The organism is Brucella intermedia LMG 3301, from assembly GCF_000182645.1.
Lineage (GTDB): Bacteria > Pseudomonadota > Alphaproteobacteria > Rhizobiales > Rhizobiaceae > Brucella > Brucella intermedia.
In genome coordinates this window covers 1,188,451-1,208,648 of record NZ_ACQA01000002.1, presented here as the reverse complement: position 1 = coordinate 1,208,648, position 20,198 = coordinate 1,188,451, and the positions used below count along the sequence as shown (strand labels likewise).

The window sequence follows — 20,198 nt, the reverse complement described above, 5'->3', positions numbered from 1 at the left end:
AATCTGGAACACGGCCAGCCCTCCTGACCCAATGAATGCTCAATTAAAAATAATGGAACTCAAGCAGACATCAACCTGTCTTATGAATAAAAATAAGCTACCAACATCTTGAATAAGAGTTATAAATTTTATTCATCAAAACATAATAAATATGGAGTTATTTATTACGATTGACGCAATAATAATTTAATATAATTTCATCACTGTGAATTTAATAAAACTCCAGCACAATCCGCGCAAAAGATAATAAGGCGATATTCTTTATTGCATTTAATAAAGCATAACCACCTATCTGATTTCCGTATAAATCTCTTTGCGTCCATATAAGCTTGTCCGTTCAGGTTTAAGATCTTGAGTATGCATGACCAGTGGCCTCAGTATTTGTCCCCCATGTCGTTAAAGCAGTGAGACCAGTTCAAAACTGGTGTGTACCCTTACATCACTGAGTGTTTTTCGCTGTCTGTAGCTGAGTTTTCTGTGTCCCGACAACTGCCGCTGCAGCTGGTTCGCCCTCCCAAGTTGGTGGTCGTTGCGGCACGGTTTGGGAAACGACGGCTACAGCCTCCTATACATTTAAAAGGCGAGACAACATGCGTAATCGCCTCGCAATTCTGACAGGGAAGAAGCCAAGACTAACACAGAAACACACTAAAGGAGAGTATTATGCATACAAGAAAGACTATGCTCAGTATATCCTGTTTCATGATCTCGGCAGGACTGCTATCCGCCGCTCATGCAGCGCAAGTCGATGGTAAATTGCAGGTCAAGGTTAATATTGGATCAGCCTGTGAGTTGAAAAGCGGAGACACGTCAGTTCTTGATTTTGGAAATTTAACCAATCTGAACGATAAGGATCATGAGGCACAAACGACTACCGGCTCTGGCATTGAACTTCAATGCGGCAAAGGCATTGCATTCAAGGTAGGATTAGATGCGGGACAGAACCCCAAATCTCCCGGTAATGTTTGTTTACGCAGAATGAAATCTGGCTCTGAATATATTGACTATCAACTTTATTTACAGCCGAATAATTATCAACGATGGGGACTTGAAGAAAAGGGTGGAACATTTGTATGGTCTGGTATAGGTGACGGAACTATACAGAAGCATATCGTGTACGGCGTAATTTTGAAGCAAGCAACCCCATCCTCCGGAACGTATAATGATACTGTAACTGTTGTCGCGACCTTCTGAATATTTGTATAAGTATTCCGATAACGTGTTTTCTGTGTTCATTGTGGAGAAGGAGCGTGAGCCCCGGCATTGTCCCGGTTAGGATTCCTCGACAAACTTTGGCACGTTCAAAATGTCCTTGAGGGAAATGACTCAGATCAAGACATAGCAACCCACAAGAAATATACATAAATTCAGTAATTATAATATTGCATTAATTAGTATTATAGCAGATTATCCAATTAAATAATTGGAAATCAAGATTTTTCCTCATGAAATTGCGGTTTATTTTGAATAGCCATCCTTGGAATTTGCGTGATTAATAAAAGTATTAATGCTAACATTATTGTTAATTTAAGCTATACATCATTCTATAGTAAGTTGTTTGTATATTCTGCATTAAATGCCTTGCGATACAATTTACTATTTCCAGTATTACGTGGATAATATCCGGGTATTAATGCAATTCATCCCGTATAAATGAAAATCATGTAAAACATTCTCATGCTTTCACGATGCATGATTTTTTACAGTACGCCGACAATAATTCTCTATTTTAGATATGGAAAAACAACATATTAATTTCGCGATGTAAGTATGACTATAAGCAGAACATTAATTCAAACAGAACGCACACTAAAGGAGAATATTATGTATACTTTAAAACTAATGACCAACATATCCTGTTTGATGATCTTGGCAGGGTTGGTGCCGGCTGCTAATGCTGCACAAGTCAATGGTAAATTGCAGGTCAAAGTCAATATTGGAGCGGCTTGTGAGTTGAAAAGTGGAGATAAGTCCGTTCTCGACTTCGGAAGCTTGAATAACCTGAATGATAAGGATCATGACGAGCAAACTGCTGCCAGCACTGGTGTTGAGATTCAATGTAGCAAAGGCATAGCTTATAAAATAGGTCTCGGTTACGGGCTCAATCCATCTAATAGTCATCGCCAGATGAGCAATGGCGGTTCTTTTGTATCATATGATCTATACCGAGATTCTGCTCGCACTCTATGGTGGGGACGGCTTATAGACACTTCGTCTATACTTAGCGGCGTAGGCAATGGTGTTATCCAATCGTACCCGGTTTATGGACGCATTCCCAAGCAGGCCACACCTGCGACCGGCGCATATTCCGACACTGTATCCATTGAGGTTAGCTTCTAAAACCCTCCCGGAGATATTTCCATGTCCAGAATTTCAGTCTTGCTGGCGGTTGTCTCCGGGTTGGTTTGCGTGAGTAGCGTTCAGGCCGCATCTTTGCAGGTGTCGCCGATTTCCCTCGATCTCACCGCACCCGCCCGTACATCCTCCGTCACACTTCGCAATAATACCGACGGTACAACCAATGTTCAGATTCGTGCTTACAAATGGACTCAGGTCGCGGGTGTAGACCAATTGATGCCTGCCAATGACGTTATCGTTAGTCCGCCTGCTGCCGCGCTGCGGCCAGACACAACCTATACGATCCGTGTCGCTCATCTTGGAGCGCCTTCCCAAAAGATTGAGCAAAGCTATCGTCTCCTCATTGATGAACTGCCTGACATCAATGTTCGTCGCCGCAACACCGTCATCAATTTTGCCACACAATATTCCATTCCGGTGTTTTTTTCCGATCAATCCGCGAGTGCAGATTTGCGTTGGAAAATGCAGCGCAAAGGCAAGGAGCTGGTGATCGAAGCGACCAACTCGGGCACACGTCATGCCAAGGTTGCTAATTTAAGTGCTTCAACGCCTGGCGCACGCGTCAGTTTTGGCAGTGGTCTCAATGGCTATGTGCTGCCCGGCAGCACCATGCGCTGGGCCGTTGCAGTCGGCTCCATTCGGACCGGGGACAAAGTCACCATCAAGGCCGAAGGGGACGACTATGCCGTTAACCAGTCAGTCGTTGTCTCGGGCCACTAGATTAGTAATGACGCTCTGGTGCTTGTTATCCGCAAGCACCAGAGTGGCACAGGCTGAAGAAGCCGCGCCCGCCAACCCTTCAACACAAACATTTATGCTCGGTGTTGTTATTAATGATCAGCCAACCGATGCGATCGCCGCTTTCAAGCGTCTGCCCAATGGCAGATTTGTTGTCACACCGGGTGACTTGGAGACTGCAGGCATCAAGTCAAAGATTGGCAAGTTAGGTCCGGATGGCTTGATTGATCTCGATACGCTGGTCGGCGTTACATGGCGCTATGATGAACCGCGCCAGCTCATACTCTTTACTGCACCGGATGCCGCTCGTGTCCCTAAACGCATCGATATCGGTTCAACAGCCAAACCCATCGACTTTTCCCGCGTGCGCTCCAATCTGGGCTTTGTCCTTAATTACACGCTGTATGGCGCCACGGGTTGGGGCGGTGGTTCGCACAAAGCCTTTAGCGGCAGTTTTGATGCGCGGCTTTTGACACCATACGGTGTCACTTCGACCTCGGCGCTTGGCAAGTTTGATGCCTTCGTGGACAAGACGAGTGAATTCAGCAACGGACTAACCCGTCTCGATAGTAGCTGGCGCTATACCGATCCCAAAAGAGCATTGGTGTATCAGGCTGGTGACAGTATTTCTGGCAGCCTTCCCTGGAGTTCCTCCTGGCGATTTGGCGGCATTCAGTTAAAGCGCAATTTCGCCATTCGCCCCGATCTCGTCACCTCCCCGGTTCCCAATCTGTCCGGCAGCGCCTCCCTGCCTTCATCGCTGGACCTTTATCTTAATAATATCAAAGTCTTCTCAGGCAATGTGCCGGCCGGCCCATTCGATTTCCGCGGACTTCCCTTTATCAATGGCAATGGTGACGCAAGCATTGTCATGCGCGATGCACTTGGTCGTGAAATCCGTACACGTTACGCTTACTATTACGGACCCAACATGGTGGGTAAGGGAATTTTTGACTTCTCGACCGAACTCGGCTTTCCCCGTCTTGGCTATGGTGAGAACTCTTTTGAATATGATCAAAATCTAGCAGGTTCCGCCAGCGTGCGATACGGTCTGACTGACTGGCTAACCATAGAAGGCCATTTTGAAGCCACCAGAGGTCTGGTCAACGGTGGCGCTGGTTTCATCACCAGTCTGGGGTCTTTCGGATCGTTTAGTGCCTCATTGGCTGTCAGCCGTTACAGTGGCGCAGGCGGCGTTGAGAACGGTGGCAAGGCGACAGCCACGTTTCAGACCGGATATAATGGCTATTCGTTCTATGCCGATACCAGTCGTAGTTTTGGTGATTACAATGATATCGGCTTGGTCGTTGACCGGCTGCATGGAGCAAAAACACCGGTCTCCGTTCGCGCGCGCAGCATCGACAATGTGGGCATTTCTTTCCCGCTCTTTTTTGACCCCTCTTCGCTTGGAATTAATTTCTCCCGCGTGCGCGGTGCAGGCAAAGGTGACGATGCCAGTCTTTTGAGTGTTTCGTGGTCACGAACCGTGTTCGAAAAGGCCTCTCTCTATGCGACCGCCTATACGGATTTCGAAAAACGCAAGAACTATGGGTTTTTTGTGGGGTTCAGCATTCCGATTGGCGATAACATGACGGCCTCGGTCAGTGCCGATAGTGATGGTGTTGATACCACTTTGACAAAATCTGCGCGCCTTGGCGAAGACCCGATTGCCTGGTCATTGCGCGATCGCGAAAATCTAAGAGGCGGAGGTAACCGCTCAGCTACCGTTGATTATCGTTCCTCCTTTGGCGAGTTCTCCGGTTCCGTCGATCAGGCTGGTGACATGGGCCGCATAACGGCCACGGCAGATGGTGCGCTTATCATTGCCGGTGGCGGTATATTCTTTGTCAATCAGGTCAGCGACTCCTTTGCTGTCGTCAAGGGCGGCGGGCCCAATGCGCCAGTTTCACTCAATGGTCGGCATGTCACGAATACCAATTCCTCTGGACATGCTGTTGTATCGGACCTGCAATCCTATCAAAACAATACGGTCACCATCGACCCCACGAACCTGGCTGTCGATCTCCAGCCCGAGAGCACGCAGGCCATTGTTGTGCCCGCAGATCGATCCGGTGTTGTCATTGATTTTGGAACAAAACGAATGAGCGCTGCGACGGTCATACTGACAAATGCAGAAGGCAAACCTTTGCCGATGGGAGCGGAAGTCTTGCAGGACGGAACAGGACAGCCCGCAGTTATGGGGTATGACGGCCGTGTATGGCTTACCGACCTGTCTCCGAAAAACAACCTGACCGTAACGTTGCCCGAAGGGCTTGGCACATGCCATGCAAGCTTTGATTACAAGCCGGTTCCGGGCTCCATACCTGAAATTGGCGGGGTGATATGTAAATGAAACGGAGAGCTTTCATGTATATGTCGGGTGTTTTCCCCCCTAGCAGATGCCTGGGCAGTCACAAAACGGCTCAGTCGAACATCTTCCTCTGCCTGCTGGCTCCGATCATATTTGCCATCCTCACATTAGAACTGTCACCGGCTGCGGCCGGTGGCGGTGGGGTCTGTACCCTTAAGAGCCTTGGCACATTCGGCAATACAGTGGTCGATGTTGTGGGGAATGCGGCTGCATCGGCAACAAGTCAGGTGGAGTATAATTGCAGATCGTCCATTAAATTCAACAGTATACAATTTTGCACCTACATACAGGCTGCAGATGGCAATCAGGCAAACTCGCAAGCAGGCAGCACTTTCTATCAGGCGCGGGACGCCAATGCGCATCTTGCCTGGCAGATGAGGCTTCAAAATGGTGGAGATATGCCGGTTGGAAAGTATGGTAGCACAAGATCAACTGTTGGCTGGACACATTATACCAATTGGTCGCCATCAAATCAGAGCACCATTGCCTCACAGCAACTCACATTAACTTATCTCGACCGCCAACAGCAGGATCGTGTGAAGGCGGGCGTTTACAGCAACGCTTATCAACTGGTCACACAATACAAGTTCAATACCGGCACCCCTGCGTCATCGTGCAGTTCAGGTATTGCCGATCCCGACGGAACGATCTTCAGTAATTTTATGACAACTGCGAATGTTACCAAGAACTGCCAGTTGGAGAATTTTCAGGACATTGATTTCGGAAATCAAAATGGACTTGAGTTTACGTCCAGGGGTGCAGGCCAGTTCCGTGCTTATGGCAATGTCGGTATTCGTTGCACATATCAGACGCCCTACAAAATCAGTATAAATAGCGGCGATAATCCTGAAAATGGTGTCGCACGATTAAAGAGTGACAATAATTTTTTACCCTACAAACTGCTCCAAGCAGGATGTAAAGCGGCATGGGACGACAAGAATGTTCTTTCCGGTAACGGCAATACCGTCAACATTGTCGATAATCATCAGGTCTGCGCGGAAATTTTAACGCCACTCGCAATAGCACCGGCACCGGGTATCTATATTGATACCGTTATTGTAACAGCAACGTTTTGAAACAAAGAAAGGAGTAATATCGCCCTGGATTCTGTCGTAGAGTTTTTGGCTTTTCAAGGTTGGAGTTGCCCCTTAGACGTTTGATCACAGGCATGGATGGATCGGGATGAACCTGCATCGTTCTGGCTCTTTTGTCCAGTATTTGCAGATGAATTCATATGGAGCGAGGCCCTTGAGGGTCTTTAATCGTCGGGTAAAAATTGTAGGTCGATACGAAATTGTCGAGATGCTGGCGGAGTCGGTCGCGGCTCTCATAATAAAGCGCTTGACGGTGGTGTCCTTGATGGTTCGGTTTATGCGCTCGATCTGGCCATTGGTCCAAGGATGTTTTGTCTTGGTGGTGCGATGCTCGATATAGTTGGTGGCGCAAGTATATTCGGAGGCACGAGACGGCGGTAAGATAATGCGCGCCCCGCAACCAAAAATACCAAAAACCCGCCAAATGACGGTTTGGCGTTCAAAAATAGCTCACTCTCCACAACATACGAAAGCCGCTCCCAGCACGCTCCACGCTGACACTTCACCCTCGCACAAGAATCTGGAGGTGAGGAAAAGACTTGGCGTGGCGCGGACAATGAAAACTCATGGTACAACAGTTGTCGCATGATTAATTAGGCCTACCACATCCACGGTATCGCCAATCTTACAGCAAGTTTCTTCGACGGGACGAGGTCAACGTTTCCTGGACCACTACTTCACCAGCCGTACCGAACGCGTGTGAGGCGGCGTCGGTGGGGCGGTTGCTACAACAAGAACAATGACAAGTACCCAGTCTATGATGAACGGTCCGGAGATACGAGCCTGTCAAGCTGGGTGACCGCTATGCGTATAACGGAACGCTCGGGTTCCGTGTTTCATTCTAATCCTTTTCGTCTGCAGCTGAGTTTAATGCGTCTGTGTTAATTCAACAAACCGGAATGTTGGTTGGTCCCAAAACTCTTGCCGAATTCAATAGTTTAGCAAATCCTTTGATGACGAATAACATTTGGCGGGCGGTTGCGAATGAGCAATTTGGGCTGGCGGGAATTGCCCCTCCGCAACCAGGCTGTCAACGGCCCGGGTGGGACATCGGCGACCTGCAGGCAATGGAAACGGGGGAAACGTCGCTTCGCGAATTCGACTGCGCTGGGTCGCGTTCTGTGCGCGCTCATGGTTCCCGCAGCAGTCATCAGCAATTCCTCATTTGTAGGGCCCGTCCGTGCCCAGCAGCAATCTGGCTCGGGTGGTGCGGGCGGTGCGGAAGGCACGCCCCCATCGCATTTCGACGCCAAGGGAAATCCGGGCGGACAGGGCTCCGGTGCTTCCGCCATGTCCGGCGGTGGCGGCGGCGGAGGTGGAGCAGGCGGTGCCGCGGGTGGGAATCACGTTGGCAATAACGCTTCCGCCGGAAGGGGCGGCGCTGGTGGCGAAGGTGCAAGAAGCGCGCATGGCGGTGAAGCGGGCACCAACGGTGTCATTGGATATCTAGGGAGTTCGGTCCCCGGTGTTCTGCTCCTGCGCGGTTTGGCTGGCGATAGCGGCAAGCCAGGCGATGTCGGGAAAAAGGGGCAAAGTGCATTTGCAACCGGCAATGGCGCTTCCGGCGGTGGCGGGGGCGGAGGCGGTGGGGGCGGAACGGGCGCGATTTTCACCGGCGATGTGATGACATTGCACCAGCAGACGGTCATTGGTGGGGATGGTGGTGCTGGTGGTGCTGGCGGAAAAGGTGGCGACGGCGTTACCGTATGGAACGTCTTCACTGTTTCTCCGGGCGAGGGTGGCAGCGGCGGGGGTGGCGGTGGCGGTGGCGGCGGTGGCACCGGCATATCAACGGCTTTCAACCTTACTGTCCGCAGCGGTGGCACGATTTTAGGGGGCATGGGCGGTGCTGGCGGGGCTGGCGGCATCTCGGGCATGCATGCGGACGAAAACAACAGCGGCAGCATCATGGTCTGCGAGGACGATGAGGGCGAGATTGAATGTTCCAGCCCGATTTCGATCCCGTCCGCATCTTATGACACGCTTACAACCGGCGGCGGACGCAGTGGCGACGGCGGTGGCGGTGGAGACGCTATCAGCAGTTCGGGTCAATCCGTAATCGCGATTGAAACAGGTGTCACGGTGCGTGGTGGCGATGGCGGGCGGGGCGGTGCAAGTCTGCCCGGCGGCAATACGGCGTCCGATGGTGGACACGGAGGTCGTGGTGGCGACGGGATCACGTCGACGGGCGAGGCTGCAACCATCACTAATGCTGGTGCCATAAGCGGTGGTAATGGAGGCAACGGTGGACGCGGCGGTGGTGGTGCGGATACCGGCGGTAATGGCGGCAAAGGTGGCGACGGCGGCATCGGTATGTCCATGAGGGCCGGCGGAACGCTGGCCAATGTAAACGGGGCCAGTATCTCGGGCGGCAACGCCGGTGCTGGTGGTAAAGCGCCATCAGCTCCCTTCAATCCGCCATCCTGGTGGTACAAGGGCGCGGATGGGCAGAACGGAACCGCGGGGGTCGGGGTCTATTTCTCGTCCGGCGACGCGACGTTGTTCAACGCCGGTACGATTTCCGGCGGTGTCAATCAGGACGGTTCCTACGCCAATGCAGTTACGTTTTCCGGCAGCAACAATACGCTGGTCCTCGGAGCGGGTTACACCTTCAACGGCAAGGTGGTTGCGGGTTCGAGCGCCCAGAACACGCTGGTCTTCGGCGGAAGCGGTACGGCTCAGTTCGAACTGACTGGTTTTGAAAGGAGATTTCAGGGGTTCGACGCGCTGGAGAAGCGTGACAGCAGCACATGGACTTTGACCGGCTCGGCTGAAACGTTCAGCGGCGATCTCGGTGTTCATGGCGGAACACTGGTTCTGGCCTCCGGTGCTCAGCTCAACACCACAGACGTTCTTATCGGTTCGGTGCAGGGTGAAAGCGCCTTGCTGGAGGTGACGGGCAGCGGCACCAGCCTCAACATAAGCGGCGCGTTGAATGTTGGAGGTTACGGCGATGACTCGCTGAATGTTGAAAATGGTGGGCGGGTTAATGTCGGCGGCGATCTTTCCGTCGGCGACACTGCATCGGCGATTGCGGGTTTGCAAAATGGGTTGACGGTCAGCGGGAAGGGTTCCACGCTTCATTTCGGTGGCACCGCCGATATTGGCGCTCTCCTTTCTGTGACGGACGGCGGCGCGGTTCACGGCAGGCAGTTACACGTTGGTGCGGGTGATCCGGGCAGCAATGCGGCGCAGATCACGGTTGATGGTGCCGGTTCGCTCCTGAATGTTGCTGAAATCGATGTCGGTTCGGTCGGGAACGGTTCGCTGACGGTGTCGAATGGCGCAAGCGTTGGACAGGCTGCGGCGGGCAGCGTCTTGCAGGTCGGACAGAACGGCGCGCAAGGTATCGTGAATGTTGGCGCGGCTACGGGCGATACCGCGGCTGCAGCCGGAACAATTCACAGCACTGTGGCGCTGGGCAATCAGGGCACGCTCAACCTCAATCATAATACGACCGGCTACCGCTTCGATACGACGGTGGAAGGCACCGGCACGGTCAATTTCCTTGGCGGAACGACGACAGTCTCCGGGCAGGGACTGGCCCAGTTTTCCGGTCAGTCGAATATCGACAACAGCAGTGTGGTCCTGGCGAGTTCGGCTGTGGTCGGTGGCAATGTCGCCGTCAACACTGGCGGCACACTGAGTGGTTCCGGCACATTGGGCAGTACCATGGTCAGGAGCGGCGGTACGATCATTGCCGGTTCGCAGTCGCAACTGAAGGTCAACGGCGATCTCACGCTGGAGAGTGGGGCGAGCTTTAACTACGATCTAGGCACGTCCAACGCCCATAAGGCTGCGTCCATTCAGGTCAACGGTGATTTGACATTAAACGGTGCGACAGTGAATGTCACCGGCACCTCCGATAGCGCATTGATCGGCTATCATCGTCTGATTTCCTATGGCGGAGCGCTGACGACTGCCAATGCCGGTTTGGTGGTAGGCGAAACGCCGATTACCGATCCCATCGGTTATTCATATGCCATCGATTACGCGCCGAATGTCGTGGATCTCATAGCGCTGCCGAACGGTCTGGACCTTCTCCAGGTATGGGGCGGCAGTGCATCGGCTCTTGACGGCGGCGATGGAACCTGGTCGGCATCGGATCAGAACTGGCTCGATCCGCTGGGCGGCAGCAGCGCACTGGGTTCGGGATGGGGAAGCGCCTATGGGGTGTTCCGCGGCATTGGCGGTACGGTCACGCTGGATGGAACGCAAACAGCTGTTGGCCTACAATTCGTGAGGGGCGATTATACTATCACCGGGGGCACCGCCCTGAACCTCATCAGCTACTCGGGAAATGGTATTATCATCCCCGTGCCGGAATTACGGGTACTGGCCGGTGAAACCGCAACAATCGAATCGACGATTACCGGAAGCAAGGGTTTTGAGAAAACCGGTGACGGGCTGCTCATTCTGTCCGGTTCCAACAGTTATTCCGGCGGCACCATCCTCAGTGCGGGCACCCTACAGATTTCGGCGGCGGATAATCTAGGGCAGGCCAGGAACGATCTTACGATCAACAACGGCACCTTACAGACGATCGGCACCATATCGTTTGGCAGTCTTGTAACGCTCGGTGGTGAAGCGGCATTTGATGTCGCATCGGGCACGGAACTGCAACTGACCGGGATTATTTCCGGTTCCGGTTCGTTGACCAAGCAGGGCGATGGCACGCTGCTTGCCGGAAATACGGCCAACGGATGGTCCGGTGGCACGCTGATAGAAGCGGGAACATTGCGCATGGCGGCAGGTAGCGCCGGTGCGTTGCCCGATATGACCGACTATGTGATGACCGGCGGTACGCTGGATCTCAATGGCAATGCCCTGACCATGCGTTCCTTGTGGGGCAGCGACGGTATCATCGCTATCGATAATGCGAGTCTTACCGTCAATCAGGATGAGGACACGGTTTTTGCGGGCGACATAACGGGCGCAAGCGCCAATAGCAGCCTGACCAAGGACGGCGACGGCATTCTGGTCCTGACCGGCAACAACAGTTTTCAGGGGCGGACCAATATTCTGGGCGGTATGCTCGCAATATACGAGGCAGAGAATATCGGCACCGGAGCGGCAGGCATTTCAATCAGCAATGCAACGCTCACGACGCTTGGCGATATTACCTTGGCCCGCGATTTTGAACTTTCCGGTACGGCGACAGTCGACACGCTGCTTGGCACGGCGCTCGATCTGACCGCCGATGTGTCGGGCAGCGGCTCGCTATATAAGGAAGGGGCGGGCTCGCTTATCATCAGCGGCGGTGCCAGCCATAGCGGCGGTACCACGATTGCCAACGGTTTCCTGCAAATCGGCAATGGCGGCACCACGGGTTCGATTGCGGGCAATATCGTCAATAATGGCGGTCTCGTCTTCGACCGCCTGAACAGCTACACCTATTCCGGCATGGTTTTGGGGGGCGGGCGCGTTGATCCAGGCAGGGGCGGGCACCACTGTCCTCACTGGTGAAAACAGCTATACCGGCAACACGTTTATCGCTGGTGGAACGTTGCAGATCGGCGATGGCGAAACCACAGGCTCTATCATCGGTGGTGTTCTGAATGAAGGGATTCTGGCCGTAAACCGGTCGAACAACTACAATTTCGAAGGGCTGATCGTCGGCACCGGTTCATTCGTGCAGGCGGGCCCCGGTATGACCATTCTCACCGCCGACAACGCCTATTATGGCGGGACGACCATCGCCCATGGCACGCTGCAACTTGGGAACGGCGGTAATTCAGGCTGGATCGAAGGCGATGTCGTGAATAATGGCACGCTCGCCTTCAATCGTTCGAATGCAGTGCTTTTCTCCGGTGCTATCAGCGGCAGCGGCAACGTTAACCAGATCGGCGCTGGAACGACGGTTCTTGCAGGCGAGAACAGTTATACCGGTGGTACGATTATTCAATCCGGCGCGCTGGTCATCGGCAATGGCGGGATGACCGGCTCAATCAAGGGCAATGTCGAGAATGACGGCATCCTTGCCTTCAACCGCGCCGACACGATGACTTATGCAGGCACGATCAGCGGTTCGGGTGGGGTGCAACAGATTGGACGAGGCACAACCATCCTGACCGGCAGCAACAACTATACCGGCGCGACGACGATTGCAGCCGGGCGCCTGCAAATCGGCAATGGCGGTACGTCCGGTTCCATCACCGGTCACGTGCTCAATGACGGCACGCTGGCCTTCAATCGTTCCGATACGGTGACCTTCGACGGCATGGTGTGGGGCGAGGGAAAGCTGGAGCAGGCGGGCGCCGGTACACTCGTTCTTACCGGCAGAAATCAGTATGGCGGTGGCCTCACTATATCCTCCGGCACACTGCAACTGGGGGATGGCAGCGAAAATGGCACGCTTACCGCCAATGTCGAGAACAATGGGCAGTTCATCATCAATCGTTCTGGAACGGTCGTGCTGAAAGGCGATATTTCCGGTTCCGGTTCGCTCGAGCAAATCGGCAGCGGCGTGACGGTGCTCGCAGGCAATAACAGCTACGGTGGTGGCACCACGTTGCAATCCGGAACGCTGGTGGTCGGGCTTGGTGATAGCGGAGGGATTGCGGGCAATATCGTCAATAATGCTTCGCTCGCCTTCAATCGCGCGGACAAGTACAGCTTTTCGGGCGCCATTTCCGGGACAGGCGCAGTCTGGCAGATCGGCGAGGGTACAACCGTTCTCAGCGGCAACAGCAGCTATTCGGGCGCGACCGGCGTTTATGATGGCCGGCTGGCGATCAACGGCTCGATCGCGACCTCATCGCTGGTCACCGTCTATGGAGGCGGCGAACTTGGGGGGAATGGCAACGTTTCCACCACGCATATCGACGGGGGCACGCTTGCGCCCGGCAATTCCATCGGAACGCTGACGGTGAGCGGCGATTTGAGCTTCACCGGCACATCGACCTATGCCGTGGAGGTTTCGGCATCTGACGCCGATCGGGTCAATGTTACTGGTCGGGCGGATTTGGGTGGCGCGACGGTGGCAGCGACGTTCGCACCCGATAAATATGTCATGCGCCGCTATACGATCCTCAATGCGGGCGGCGGAATTGGCGATACTCGGTTCAGTGCGGAACTGGCGACCGATCTGCCGCAGAGCTTCAGCTCAAACCTCAGCTACGATGCCGGCAATGTCTATCTCGACCTGACACTGAACATCATCGGTCTCAACATGAACCAGCGCAATGTCTCGGCGACGCTGGTCGATTATTTCAATCGTGAAGGACAGATCCCGCTGGCCTATGGCGGGTTGGATGCGCAAGATCTGACCGTAGCATCGGGCGAACTGGCGACGGCCGTTCAACAGACGACCGTCGATGCGATGAGCCAGTTCATGGCGACGCTGGCCGATCCGTTGGTCGCGGGAGGAACGAAAACAGCAGCCTCCGTTGAACACGATCCTTTCAAGACCCGCTGGAATGTATGGGGTGCAGGCTTTGGCTCATCGCGCTCGGTCGAGGGCGACAGCAACATCGGATCGCATGATTTGCGCAGCAGGATCAACGGTATGGCCGTCGGCGCCGACTACCGGCTGTCGCCCGATACCTTGCTCGGCTTTGCCGTGGGTGGCGGACATAGCAGTTTCAGCGTCTCCGATGGTCTCGGCAGCGGCAATTCCGACCTGTTCCAACTGGGCCTTTATGGTCGCCAGACGGTCGGAGATGCTTATTTCAGTGCGGTCCTGGCTTATGGCTGGCAGGATATCGAGACAGAACGCGCTGTCACGTTGAATGGTTTCGATACGTTACAGGCCGGTTATGACGCCAACGCATGGTCAGGTCGTCTGGAAGCCGGTTATCGTTTCGACACGCCATGGATGGGGATTACACCCTATGCCGCCGGGCAGTTCGTCAGCCTCGACCTGCCGTCCTATGGAGAAAAGGTCGGCAGTGGTGAGGATACCTATGCACTCGACTATGCATCCCGGCAGGAAACGGTCGGGCGTAGCGAACTGGGCTTGAGAGCAGACAGATCCTTTGCGCTCGGCGACGGAGTTTTCACCCTGCGCGGCAGGGTTGCGTGGGTGAGGAACTTCAACAATGACCGCATCACCTCGGCTTCCTTCGTCGAACTGCCAGGGGCCAGCTTTGTCGTGAACGGCGCTTCAGTCTCGCGCGATACGGGCCTTGCAAGCATTTCAGCCGAAATGCTGTGGGACAACGGCTTGTCGCTGGGTGCGGCTTTTGACTCGGAATTTTCGGAAGCGAGCAGCAATTATGCCGGAAAGGGCATGCTGCGATATAAATGGTAAGATCGTCGGGCTGGCGGAACTGCGCCAGCCGAGGGGGCAATTACGAACGCGGAACCCTGGTCCAATGGCCGGTGCCGCCGTCATTATAGAAATCGATGTCAAAACCCTGTACCTGACCTTGATCGACTTTGAAGACGATGGATGCGAGCGAACCAACAAGTTCGGCTTCTCCGACCGGGACGAAGGCGAAAGTGTCGCCGTCCCAATGTTGCAGCGGGAACTGCATTTGCTTCGGACCGAGAACGAGTGTCAGCGTTCCGTTGACTTCCTTGACTTCCGTCTTGCCAAAATAGGCATTATCGAAACTGCCGGTATATTCCTGCAAGGCTTTGGACGGTAATGGCGCGGCTGGCTTCTCCTTGAAGGACAAGTCGCCCTGTGGCTGGAAAAAGCCCTTCATGGCACCGTTATATGCGGCGAACCAGTCCCGGGAGGCTTTGCCGTAGAGCGCTATGTCCGTGAATTGCGCAACCACCGATTCCGCGGCGCCCACCGGTGCGCCATTGGTCAGGACGATGATGCCGATATCGGCCGAGGGTACGATCTTGAACGCCGTGCCCGCGCCGAGCAGGAAGGCGCCGGAATGGCCCATCGACGGGCGACCGCCGAGTTCCGTGTTGACGTTGAAACCATAGCCATAGAAGCCGGATCGGGCGCTGGTATCGTGTGCGCGGGCGCTGAAGGATTGCGGCGAAAGCGCTGGCAGGAGCGCCTCTTCCGCGATCAGGCGCTTACCCTTGTACTCGCCATTGGCCAGCAGCAGTTTCACCCATTCCGCCAGATCGACGACGGTGGACGACACGCCGCCTGCCGGCGCCTGTTCATCGGCATTGCGCTGCCCGAGAGGCAGGAACCTACCGTTCTGATAAACATGCAGTGCGGCGCGATTGTCATTCGCCACATAATCGGCATGGCGATAGCTGGTCGATTTCATACCCAGCGGCTGGAGAAGCTGTTCGTCGGCGAGTTTGTCCCATGGTTCATGCGCTGCCGCTGCAACCGCCTCCGCACCGATGGTCGTGCTGAAATTCGCATAATGATAGGAGGTGCGGAACGGATCGAGCGGCAAATGCTGCAAGCGGGCGATGACGTCGTTGCGTTTGAAGCCGAGGTCTTCGAGATCGTCGCCCGCCGTGCCCGGCAAACCGCTGCGATGTGCAAAGAAATCCCCGATGGTTCCGTGTTCGGACACATAGTCGTTGTTCAGTTTGAAACCGGAAAGATGTTTTGCCACCGGATCGTCCCACGCAACCACGCCCTTCGTCACCTCAATGGAAGCAACCGTCGCGGATATGGATTTCGAAATCGAAGCGATCTGGAACACGGTGTCGGCATTGACGGCGGCGTCCTTGCCGATTTCCCTTTTGCCGTAGCCTTTCGCAAGCACGGTCTTGTCGCCGCTGACCACGGCGACCGCCATGCCGGGAACATGGCTGCGCTTCATGATGTCGGCCACGATCTGCGGCAGGGCCTTGAGCGCGTTTTCGGTGCTTCCTTTCGGAATTTGCACGACATCGGCAGCCGGATTGGGTTGGCGCTGAATGGAAACCGACTGCGACAGGGCAGCTGTCGAGCAGCCGAGCACGAACAGACAGGCTAGGACGATGGATGACGTACTGGTTCTCATGCTGGCTTTCATGGCTGCCTTAAAACCCCGTTTGATAAGCGATGCGGAAAACACCCTGATTGATGTTCAGGGTCTGGTCGCGTTGGTGGACGAGCCCTGTTTGCAGAATGATGCCGATAGGCGTGACATAGGTAACTGTGCCTGCTACGCCCCAATCCCAATCGGATTGAAGCCCGTATTGCGCCAGTCTTTCGTCCCCGCCGGACAGTTTGCGTATCGCGGTTGTGGCGTTGAACTGCCAGTGGTCGTGGGAGAGCGACAAGGATGTCACGCCATTGCCATTGGAGACCGGCGTGCCACGAAAGGCGCTTGAAAAAGTGGCTTCGTTGAACCAGCTCAGGTTCCACTTGTCGGTCAGAGCCGTGTCATAGCGCAGCCGGGCGGAAATCGTGTTGGCGCCTTCGCCATAACCGGGCTCCGCCTCCAGTCTTCCGACATCCACGCCGCCGGATATGTTCTTCAAGCCCGGCACGTTGCGGAAATCATAAGTCAGGATGAACGAGTTCAGGTCGTTGCTGAATGCAGGCGGTTGGCCTTCGGTGGGCGAGATGAAACCGTCGTCGAGGCTGAGGCGGCGGTCGAGAACCGTATCGTCGCGTTTGAACACCAGACCGGCGAAGGAATGCGCGCCCATATTTTCGGTATTGAAGGTATAGCGACCGCCAAGCCCGATGGAGCCCTTATACTGAAAATCATCGGTGAAGCCGGTGTAAAGCCCATCAATGGCGTGCCAGCCGTCGCCGAAGCCGATGTCCATCTTGCCGCCATAGAGCGCAAAATTGTCACGGGTGTAAGAGGCGAACAGGTTTTTCAGATTGAAGCCAAGATCGGAAAAGGCGTTGTCGTTCGTTGCTTCTACGGAAGAGTCGAAGGTGATTTTCGAAAGGATGGAAAATTGCTGCGACAATTGCCAGACAAGGGCGGCTTCCGCCGTGGGCTGCACGCTGTTCCAGTGCGAACGCGGAATCTGACCGTTGCTGTCCTTGATGCCGAAATAGCCGGTATAGCCGGTCATGAACAGCAGTTGACCGTTCAGTTTCGGATAATCGCCGGTCGCATCCGTGTCGCCCAGCTTGCTGTAGGGCGTCAGGAATATTTCGGTTTTGAAAATGTCGCGCTTTTCTTGCGCAAAAGCGTCTGGCGTTCCGGCCCCAAGCAAGGCTGTGGCACCAAGCAGAGTGCTGTATATCAGGTGACCGGAAAAGGCTGCTTTCTGTCGCCTGCCAAATCGCCGAAGCGGCGCGAAATTCTGCATGGTTATCGGGCCAGTTCAGCGGCCAGTTCGCGTATCTGCGAATGGATATTCTCGAACATGCCGAAATTGACCCGGCTGGCAACGACGAAAATACCGAGCTTGCGATTGGGCGACAGAACCGCATAACTCATGAAACCGCCGAGACCACCGCTTTTACCGAGCAGGAACGGGGTTTCATCACGGGGCAAGGTAGCAACCCAGCCAAGCCCCATGCCGTCCCCTGCCGTTACTTCGGTCCCAACTACATGCTTCAAGCCGTCATAAGGCAGCCAAAGCGTATGATCGATCAGGGCATCTTCCCGCAACTGGTCCGCACCGTCTAGGTGCCAGCGCATCCAGCGCACCATATCGTCCGCAGTCGTGTAGATACCGGCGCTGGCATACATGATATCGGGAACAGGGCTGTTGGCATCCGGCTTGTCGAGAGGGTCGAGCCCGGTCATCAGCCGCTTTTTCTGCTCGTCGCTTAATACGTTGGTCGTGTCGGTGAGCCCTGCCGGTTTCAGCACCTCATTGGCGAGAACAGTGGAATAATCTGCGCCGCCGGCCTTGGCGAGTGCATCACCCAGAAGGCCGTAGCCGAGATTCGAATAAATCGTCGTGGTGCCGGGAACATAAGCAGGCTTGTTGCTGCCGATCCACTTCCAGTAATAATCACGGTCGAAGGCCGCAAACGGATTATCCGTGATTTTCGTATCGGGGTTGGGCAATTCGCGCGGCAGACCTGCGGAATGCGTGGCCAGATCGAGCAGGGTGACAGGGCGTCCGTTAACTTCGACCTTGGCACCTTCCGGCGCATATTTTGCGAGCGGATCGGTCAGTTTGAGTTTGCCTTTGGCGGCGAGCGCCGCCAGCACATCACCGGCAAAAACCTTGGAAACGGAGGCAATACGGAAAACCGAATGCGCGTCCGGCTCGACATTGCTGCCGGGGGCTGTCTCCCCATAGGCCTGGATGATGCTTTTATCGCCCTGCACGACGGCGATGATCAGTCCCGGTGCACCGGAGTTGAGAAAAAGCTGCATGCCTGCCATGGATACGGCATCCTTCAAGGCAAGATCTTCAGCTTTTGTCTGAACGTTGTGGGCAAGCAGAATACTGGCGGTGGCCAGCGAGAGTATTGTGAAATGCGCTAGCATCCGAGATGGCATGCGGGAATCCTCAAAGAACCGTTGGGGAGGATGTTCTGGTGCTATCACCATCCAGTAAACTGTGGGAATAACAAGAATCCAAGGACGAAACGACGTGCCGGTTTGACGAATGACATGCCACCAAAAGCGCAATGGTTCCGACATGTTAAGCGATTATATGCCCATACGCTCGCGCAGTTGTTTTCGGTAGGAGCGTGACACGGGCCATGCCCGGTCAACAGACCGCATCCTGATCTGCCATTTGTCAATTTTTCTGCGGTCCACATTGACGACGTGCAGCGAATTGACGAAAGCGGTTCTGTGTACCCGGAGAAAGATTTTCGACGGCAGCAGGCTGGACCACATGCCCAGCGAGCGCGAATCGAGCAGCATAGACCCATCTTCGAGCCAGATTTCGCTGTAATTGCCTGCCGAACGCACCCCGACGATGATTTCAGGTTGAACGCCGCGCACCACGCCGCGATTGCTCAGATAGACGAGGGGCGCCGCATTTTCGGGCGCGATTGTCTTTTCCAGCGCGTGACCGGTCGAGTATTTTGCCTGTCCGATGAGATTGGCGCATTGGAACAGGGCGTTGACTTCGCTGGTCGACCATATCTTGTTCGCGACGGTCGTGTCGAAGCCGATGATGCCGCGCAGTTTGTTGTCATAGAAGACGGGTACGCTGAGGACGCTTTTATTGCCCTGACGGAGAAACTCTACCTGGATCGCACGCGCCGTCCGGGGCAGGTCTGTCACGTCGTGGACCGCCACCGCATGGCCCAGAACCAGATATTTGTGCAGCCAGGCGATGAGCGTGGTGGGCGTTTCCTGAAGCTCGGAGATATAGGCCCTGGTCTGCCCCCGGCACCATTCATGGGTGTTGCAGAACCGAAGCAGGTTTGGCCGATACTCGATCATCCATGCCCGGTCTGCGTTCGATGCCGTGCCCATCAGGGCGAGTTGTTCAGAGATAGCTTCATCGACGGCATATTTGAGCAGGTTCATGCCGCAGAGATAGGGCCAGTCCAGCACTGCGCTGCGCGCAAGGTCCGCCTTGGCGTGAATCCTGTAAGAGCCTAGGTCTTCTGACACGTCGGTCTGGAGCATGGCCTGTCCCCCGCCCAACCCGGAAATCGAGTGAAATGCCGCGGGGTGTTTTCTTGTCCGATTGGATACCCCGGCATCATTTGCACCAACGAAAAGGGGTGAGCCTACTGCTGATGAATTAGCAACATCAGTTTTGCTCCAACGAAGGGCTTAGTCAAACTTGAGTTTTGAAAATTGGCACTGTGCTGTGTTTTTGTGGGACGTTGTTCCAAAGACCCCGAGAACAGTTGAAGATTTTGGTTGGCGCAATTTTGCTGTCCGATC

At 54.6% G+C, this 20,198-nt stretch carries 11 protein-coding genes and 1 pseudogene; 7 read left to right on the top strand and 5 right to left on the bottom strand.

What is annotated here, in order from left to right; genetic code table 11:
- The first annotated feature begins 663 nt into the window (after positions 1 to 663).
- From OINT_RS18115 to OINT_RS18095, 5 genes are all read left to right on the top strand, one after another.
- Complete coding sequence (locus OINT_RS18115; RefSeq protein ID WP_050791028.1) at positions 664 to 1,194, top strand: Csu type fimbrial protein; 531 nt, start codon at positions 664 to 666, stop codon at positions 1,192 to 1,194.
- Between the two features lie 630 nt (positions 1,195 to 1,824).
- Positions 1,825 to 2,340: a Csu type fimbrial protein gene (locus OINT_RS18110; RefSeq protein ID WP_006470554.1), complete on the top strand. Its 516-nt coding sequence runs from the start codon at positions 1,825 to 1,827 to the stop codon at positions 2,338 to 2,340.
- 21 nt (positions 2,341 to 2,361) lie between these two features.
- Entirely contained in the window at positions 2,362 to 3,078 is a 717-nt protein-coding gene (locus OINT_RS18105; RefSeq protein ID WP_006469346.1) for a fimbrial biogenesis chaperone, read from the top strand.
- A gap of 43 nt (positions 3,079 to 3,121) precedes the next feature.
- Positions 3,122 to 5,449, top strand: coding sequence for a fimbria/pilus outer membrane usher protein (locus tag OINT_RS18100; protein WP_006470555.1), 2,328 nt, complete (start codon positions 3,122 to 3,124; stop codon positions 5,447 to 5,449).
- A 14-nt stretch (positions 5,450 to 5,463) separates the two neighbouring features.
- A complete protein-coding gene (locus tag OINT_RS18095) occupies positions 5,464 to 6,543 on the top strand; it encodes a Csu type fimbrial protein (RefSeq protein WP_006470556.1) in 1,080 nt (359 codons plus the stop codon).
- A gap of 84 nt (positions 6,544 to 6,627) precedes the next feature.
- On the opposite strand, the pseudogene OINT_RS23645 reads toward OINT_RS18095, so the two are convergent.
- A pseudogene (locus OINT_RS23645) lies at positions 6,628 to 6,921 on the bottom strand (integrase core domain-containing protein); the annotation flags it as partial.
- 624 nt (positions 6,922 to 7,545) lie between these two features.
- Here OINT_RS23645 and OINT_RS22540 point away from each other — a divergent pair.
- Together OINT_RS22540 and OINT_RS18080 are read left to right on the top strand one after the other, a co-directional pair.
- Positions 7,546 to 12,027 (top strand): autotransporter-associated beta strand repeat-containing protein, encoded by a 4,482-nt coding sequence (locus OINT_RS22540; protein ID WP_050791027.1) that lies wholly within the window; start codon positions 7,546 to 7,548, stop codon positions 12,025 to 12,027.
- The gene (locus OINT_RS18080) at positions 11,987 to 14,812 is read left to right on the top strand and encodes an autotransporter outer membrane beta-barrel domain-containing protein (protein ID WP_006469342.1); all 2,826 of its coding nucleotides are present in this window, start codon (positions 11,987 to 11,989) and stop codon (positions 14,810 to 14,812) included. The genes OINT_RS22540 and OINT_RS18080 overlap by 41 nt, the downstream gene beginning before the upstream one ends.
- Positions 14,813 to 14,852: 40 nt before the next feature.
- Here OINT_RS18080 and OINT_RS18075 read toward each other — a convergent pair whose 3' ends face one another.
- The 4 genes from OINT_RS18075 to OINT_RS18060 all read right to left on the bottom strand — a co-directional run bounded on the left by OINT_RS18075 (position 14,853) and on the right by OINT_RS18060 (position 19,934).
- Complete coding sequence (locus OINT_RS18075) at positions 14,853 to 16,439, bottom strand: serine hydrolase (RefSeq protein ID WP_006470558.1); 1,587 nt, start codon at positions 16,437 to 16,439, stop codon at positions 14,853 to 14,855.
- 19 nt (positions 16,440 to 16,458) lie between these two features.
- A complete protein-coding gene (locus OINT_RS18070; RefSeq protein ID WP_235691683.1) occupies positions 16,459 to 17,598 on the bottom strand; it encodes a hypothetical protein in 1,140 nt (379 codons plus the stop codon).
- A gap of 98 nt (positions 17,599 to 17,696) precedes the next feature.
- Positions 17,697 to 18,845, bottom strand: a complete 1,149-nt coding sequence (gene ampH / locus OINT_RS18065; RefSeq protein ID WP_100229458.1) for a D-alanyl-D-alanine-carboxypeptidase/endopeptidase AmpH — start codon at positions 18,843 to 18,845, stop codon at positions 17,697 to 17,699.
- Positions 18,846 to 18,998: 153 nt separating this feature from the next.
- On the bottom strand, positions 18,999 to 19,934 hold the full coding sequence (locus OINT_RS18060) for a LytTR family transcriptional regulator DNA-binding domain-containing protein (protein WP_006470560.1): 936 nt from the start codon (positions 19,932 to 19,934) through the stop codon (positions 18,999 to 19,001).
- Between the last annotated feature and the right edge of the window lie 264 nt (positions 19,935 to 20,198).

Excerpts from the sequence above, each read along its gene's own strand:
- OINT_RS18115 (WP_050791028.1), top strand. The coding sequence starts at position 664 with ATGCATACAAGAAAGACTATGCTCAGTATATCCTGTTTCATGATCTCG.
- OINT_RS18110 (WP_006470554.1), top strand. The coding sequence starts at position 1,825 with ATGTATACTTTAAAACTAATGACCAACATATCCTGTTTGATGATCTTG.
- OINT_RS18105 (WP_006469346.1), top strand. The coding sequence starts at position 2,362 with ATGTCCAGAATTTCAGTCTTGCTGGCGGTTGTCTCCGGGTTGGTTTGC.
- OINT_RS18095 (WP_006470556.1), top strand. The coding sequence starts at position 5,464 with ATGTATATGTCGGGTGTTTTCCCCCCTAGCAGATGCCTGGGCAGTCAC.
- OINT_RS22540 (WP_050791027.1), top strand. The coding sequence starts at position 7,546 with ATGAGCAATTTGGGCTGGCGGGAATTGCCCCTCCGCAACCAGGCTGTC.
- OINT_RS18075 (WP_006470558.1), bottom strand. The coding sequence starts at position 16,439 with ATGAGAACCAGTACGTCATCCATCGTCCTAGCCTGTCTGTTCGTGCTC.
- ampH (WP_100229458.1), bottom strand. The coding sequence starts at position 18,845 with ATGCCATCTCGGATGCTAGCGCATTTCACAATACTCTCGCTGGCCACC.
- OINT_RS18060 (WP_006470560.1), bottom strand. The coding sequence starts at position 19,934 with ATGCTCCAGACCGACGTGTCAGAAGACCTAGGCTCTTACAGGATTCAC.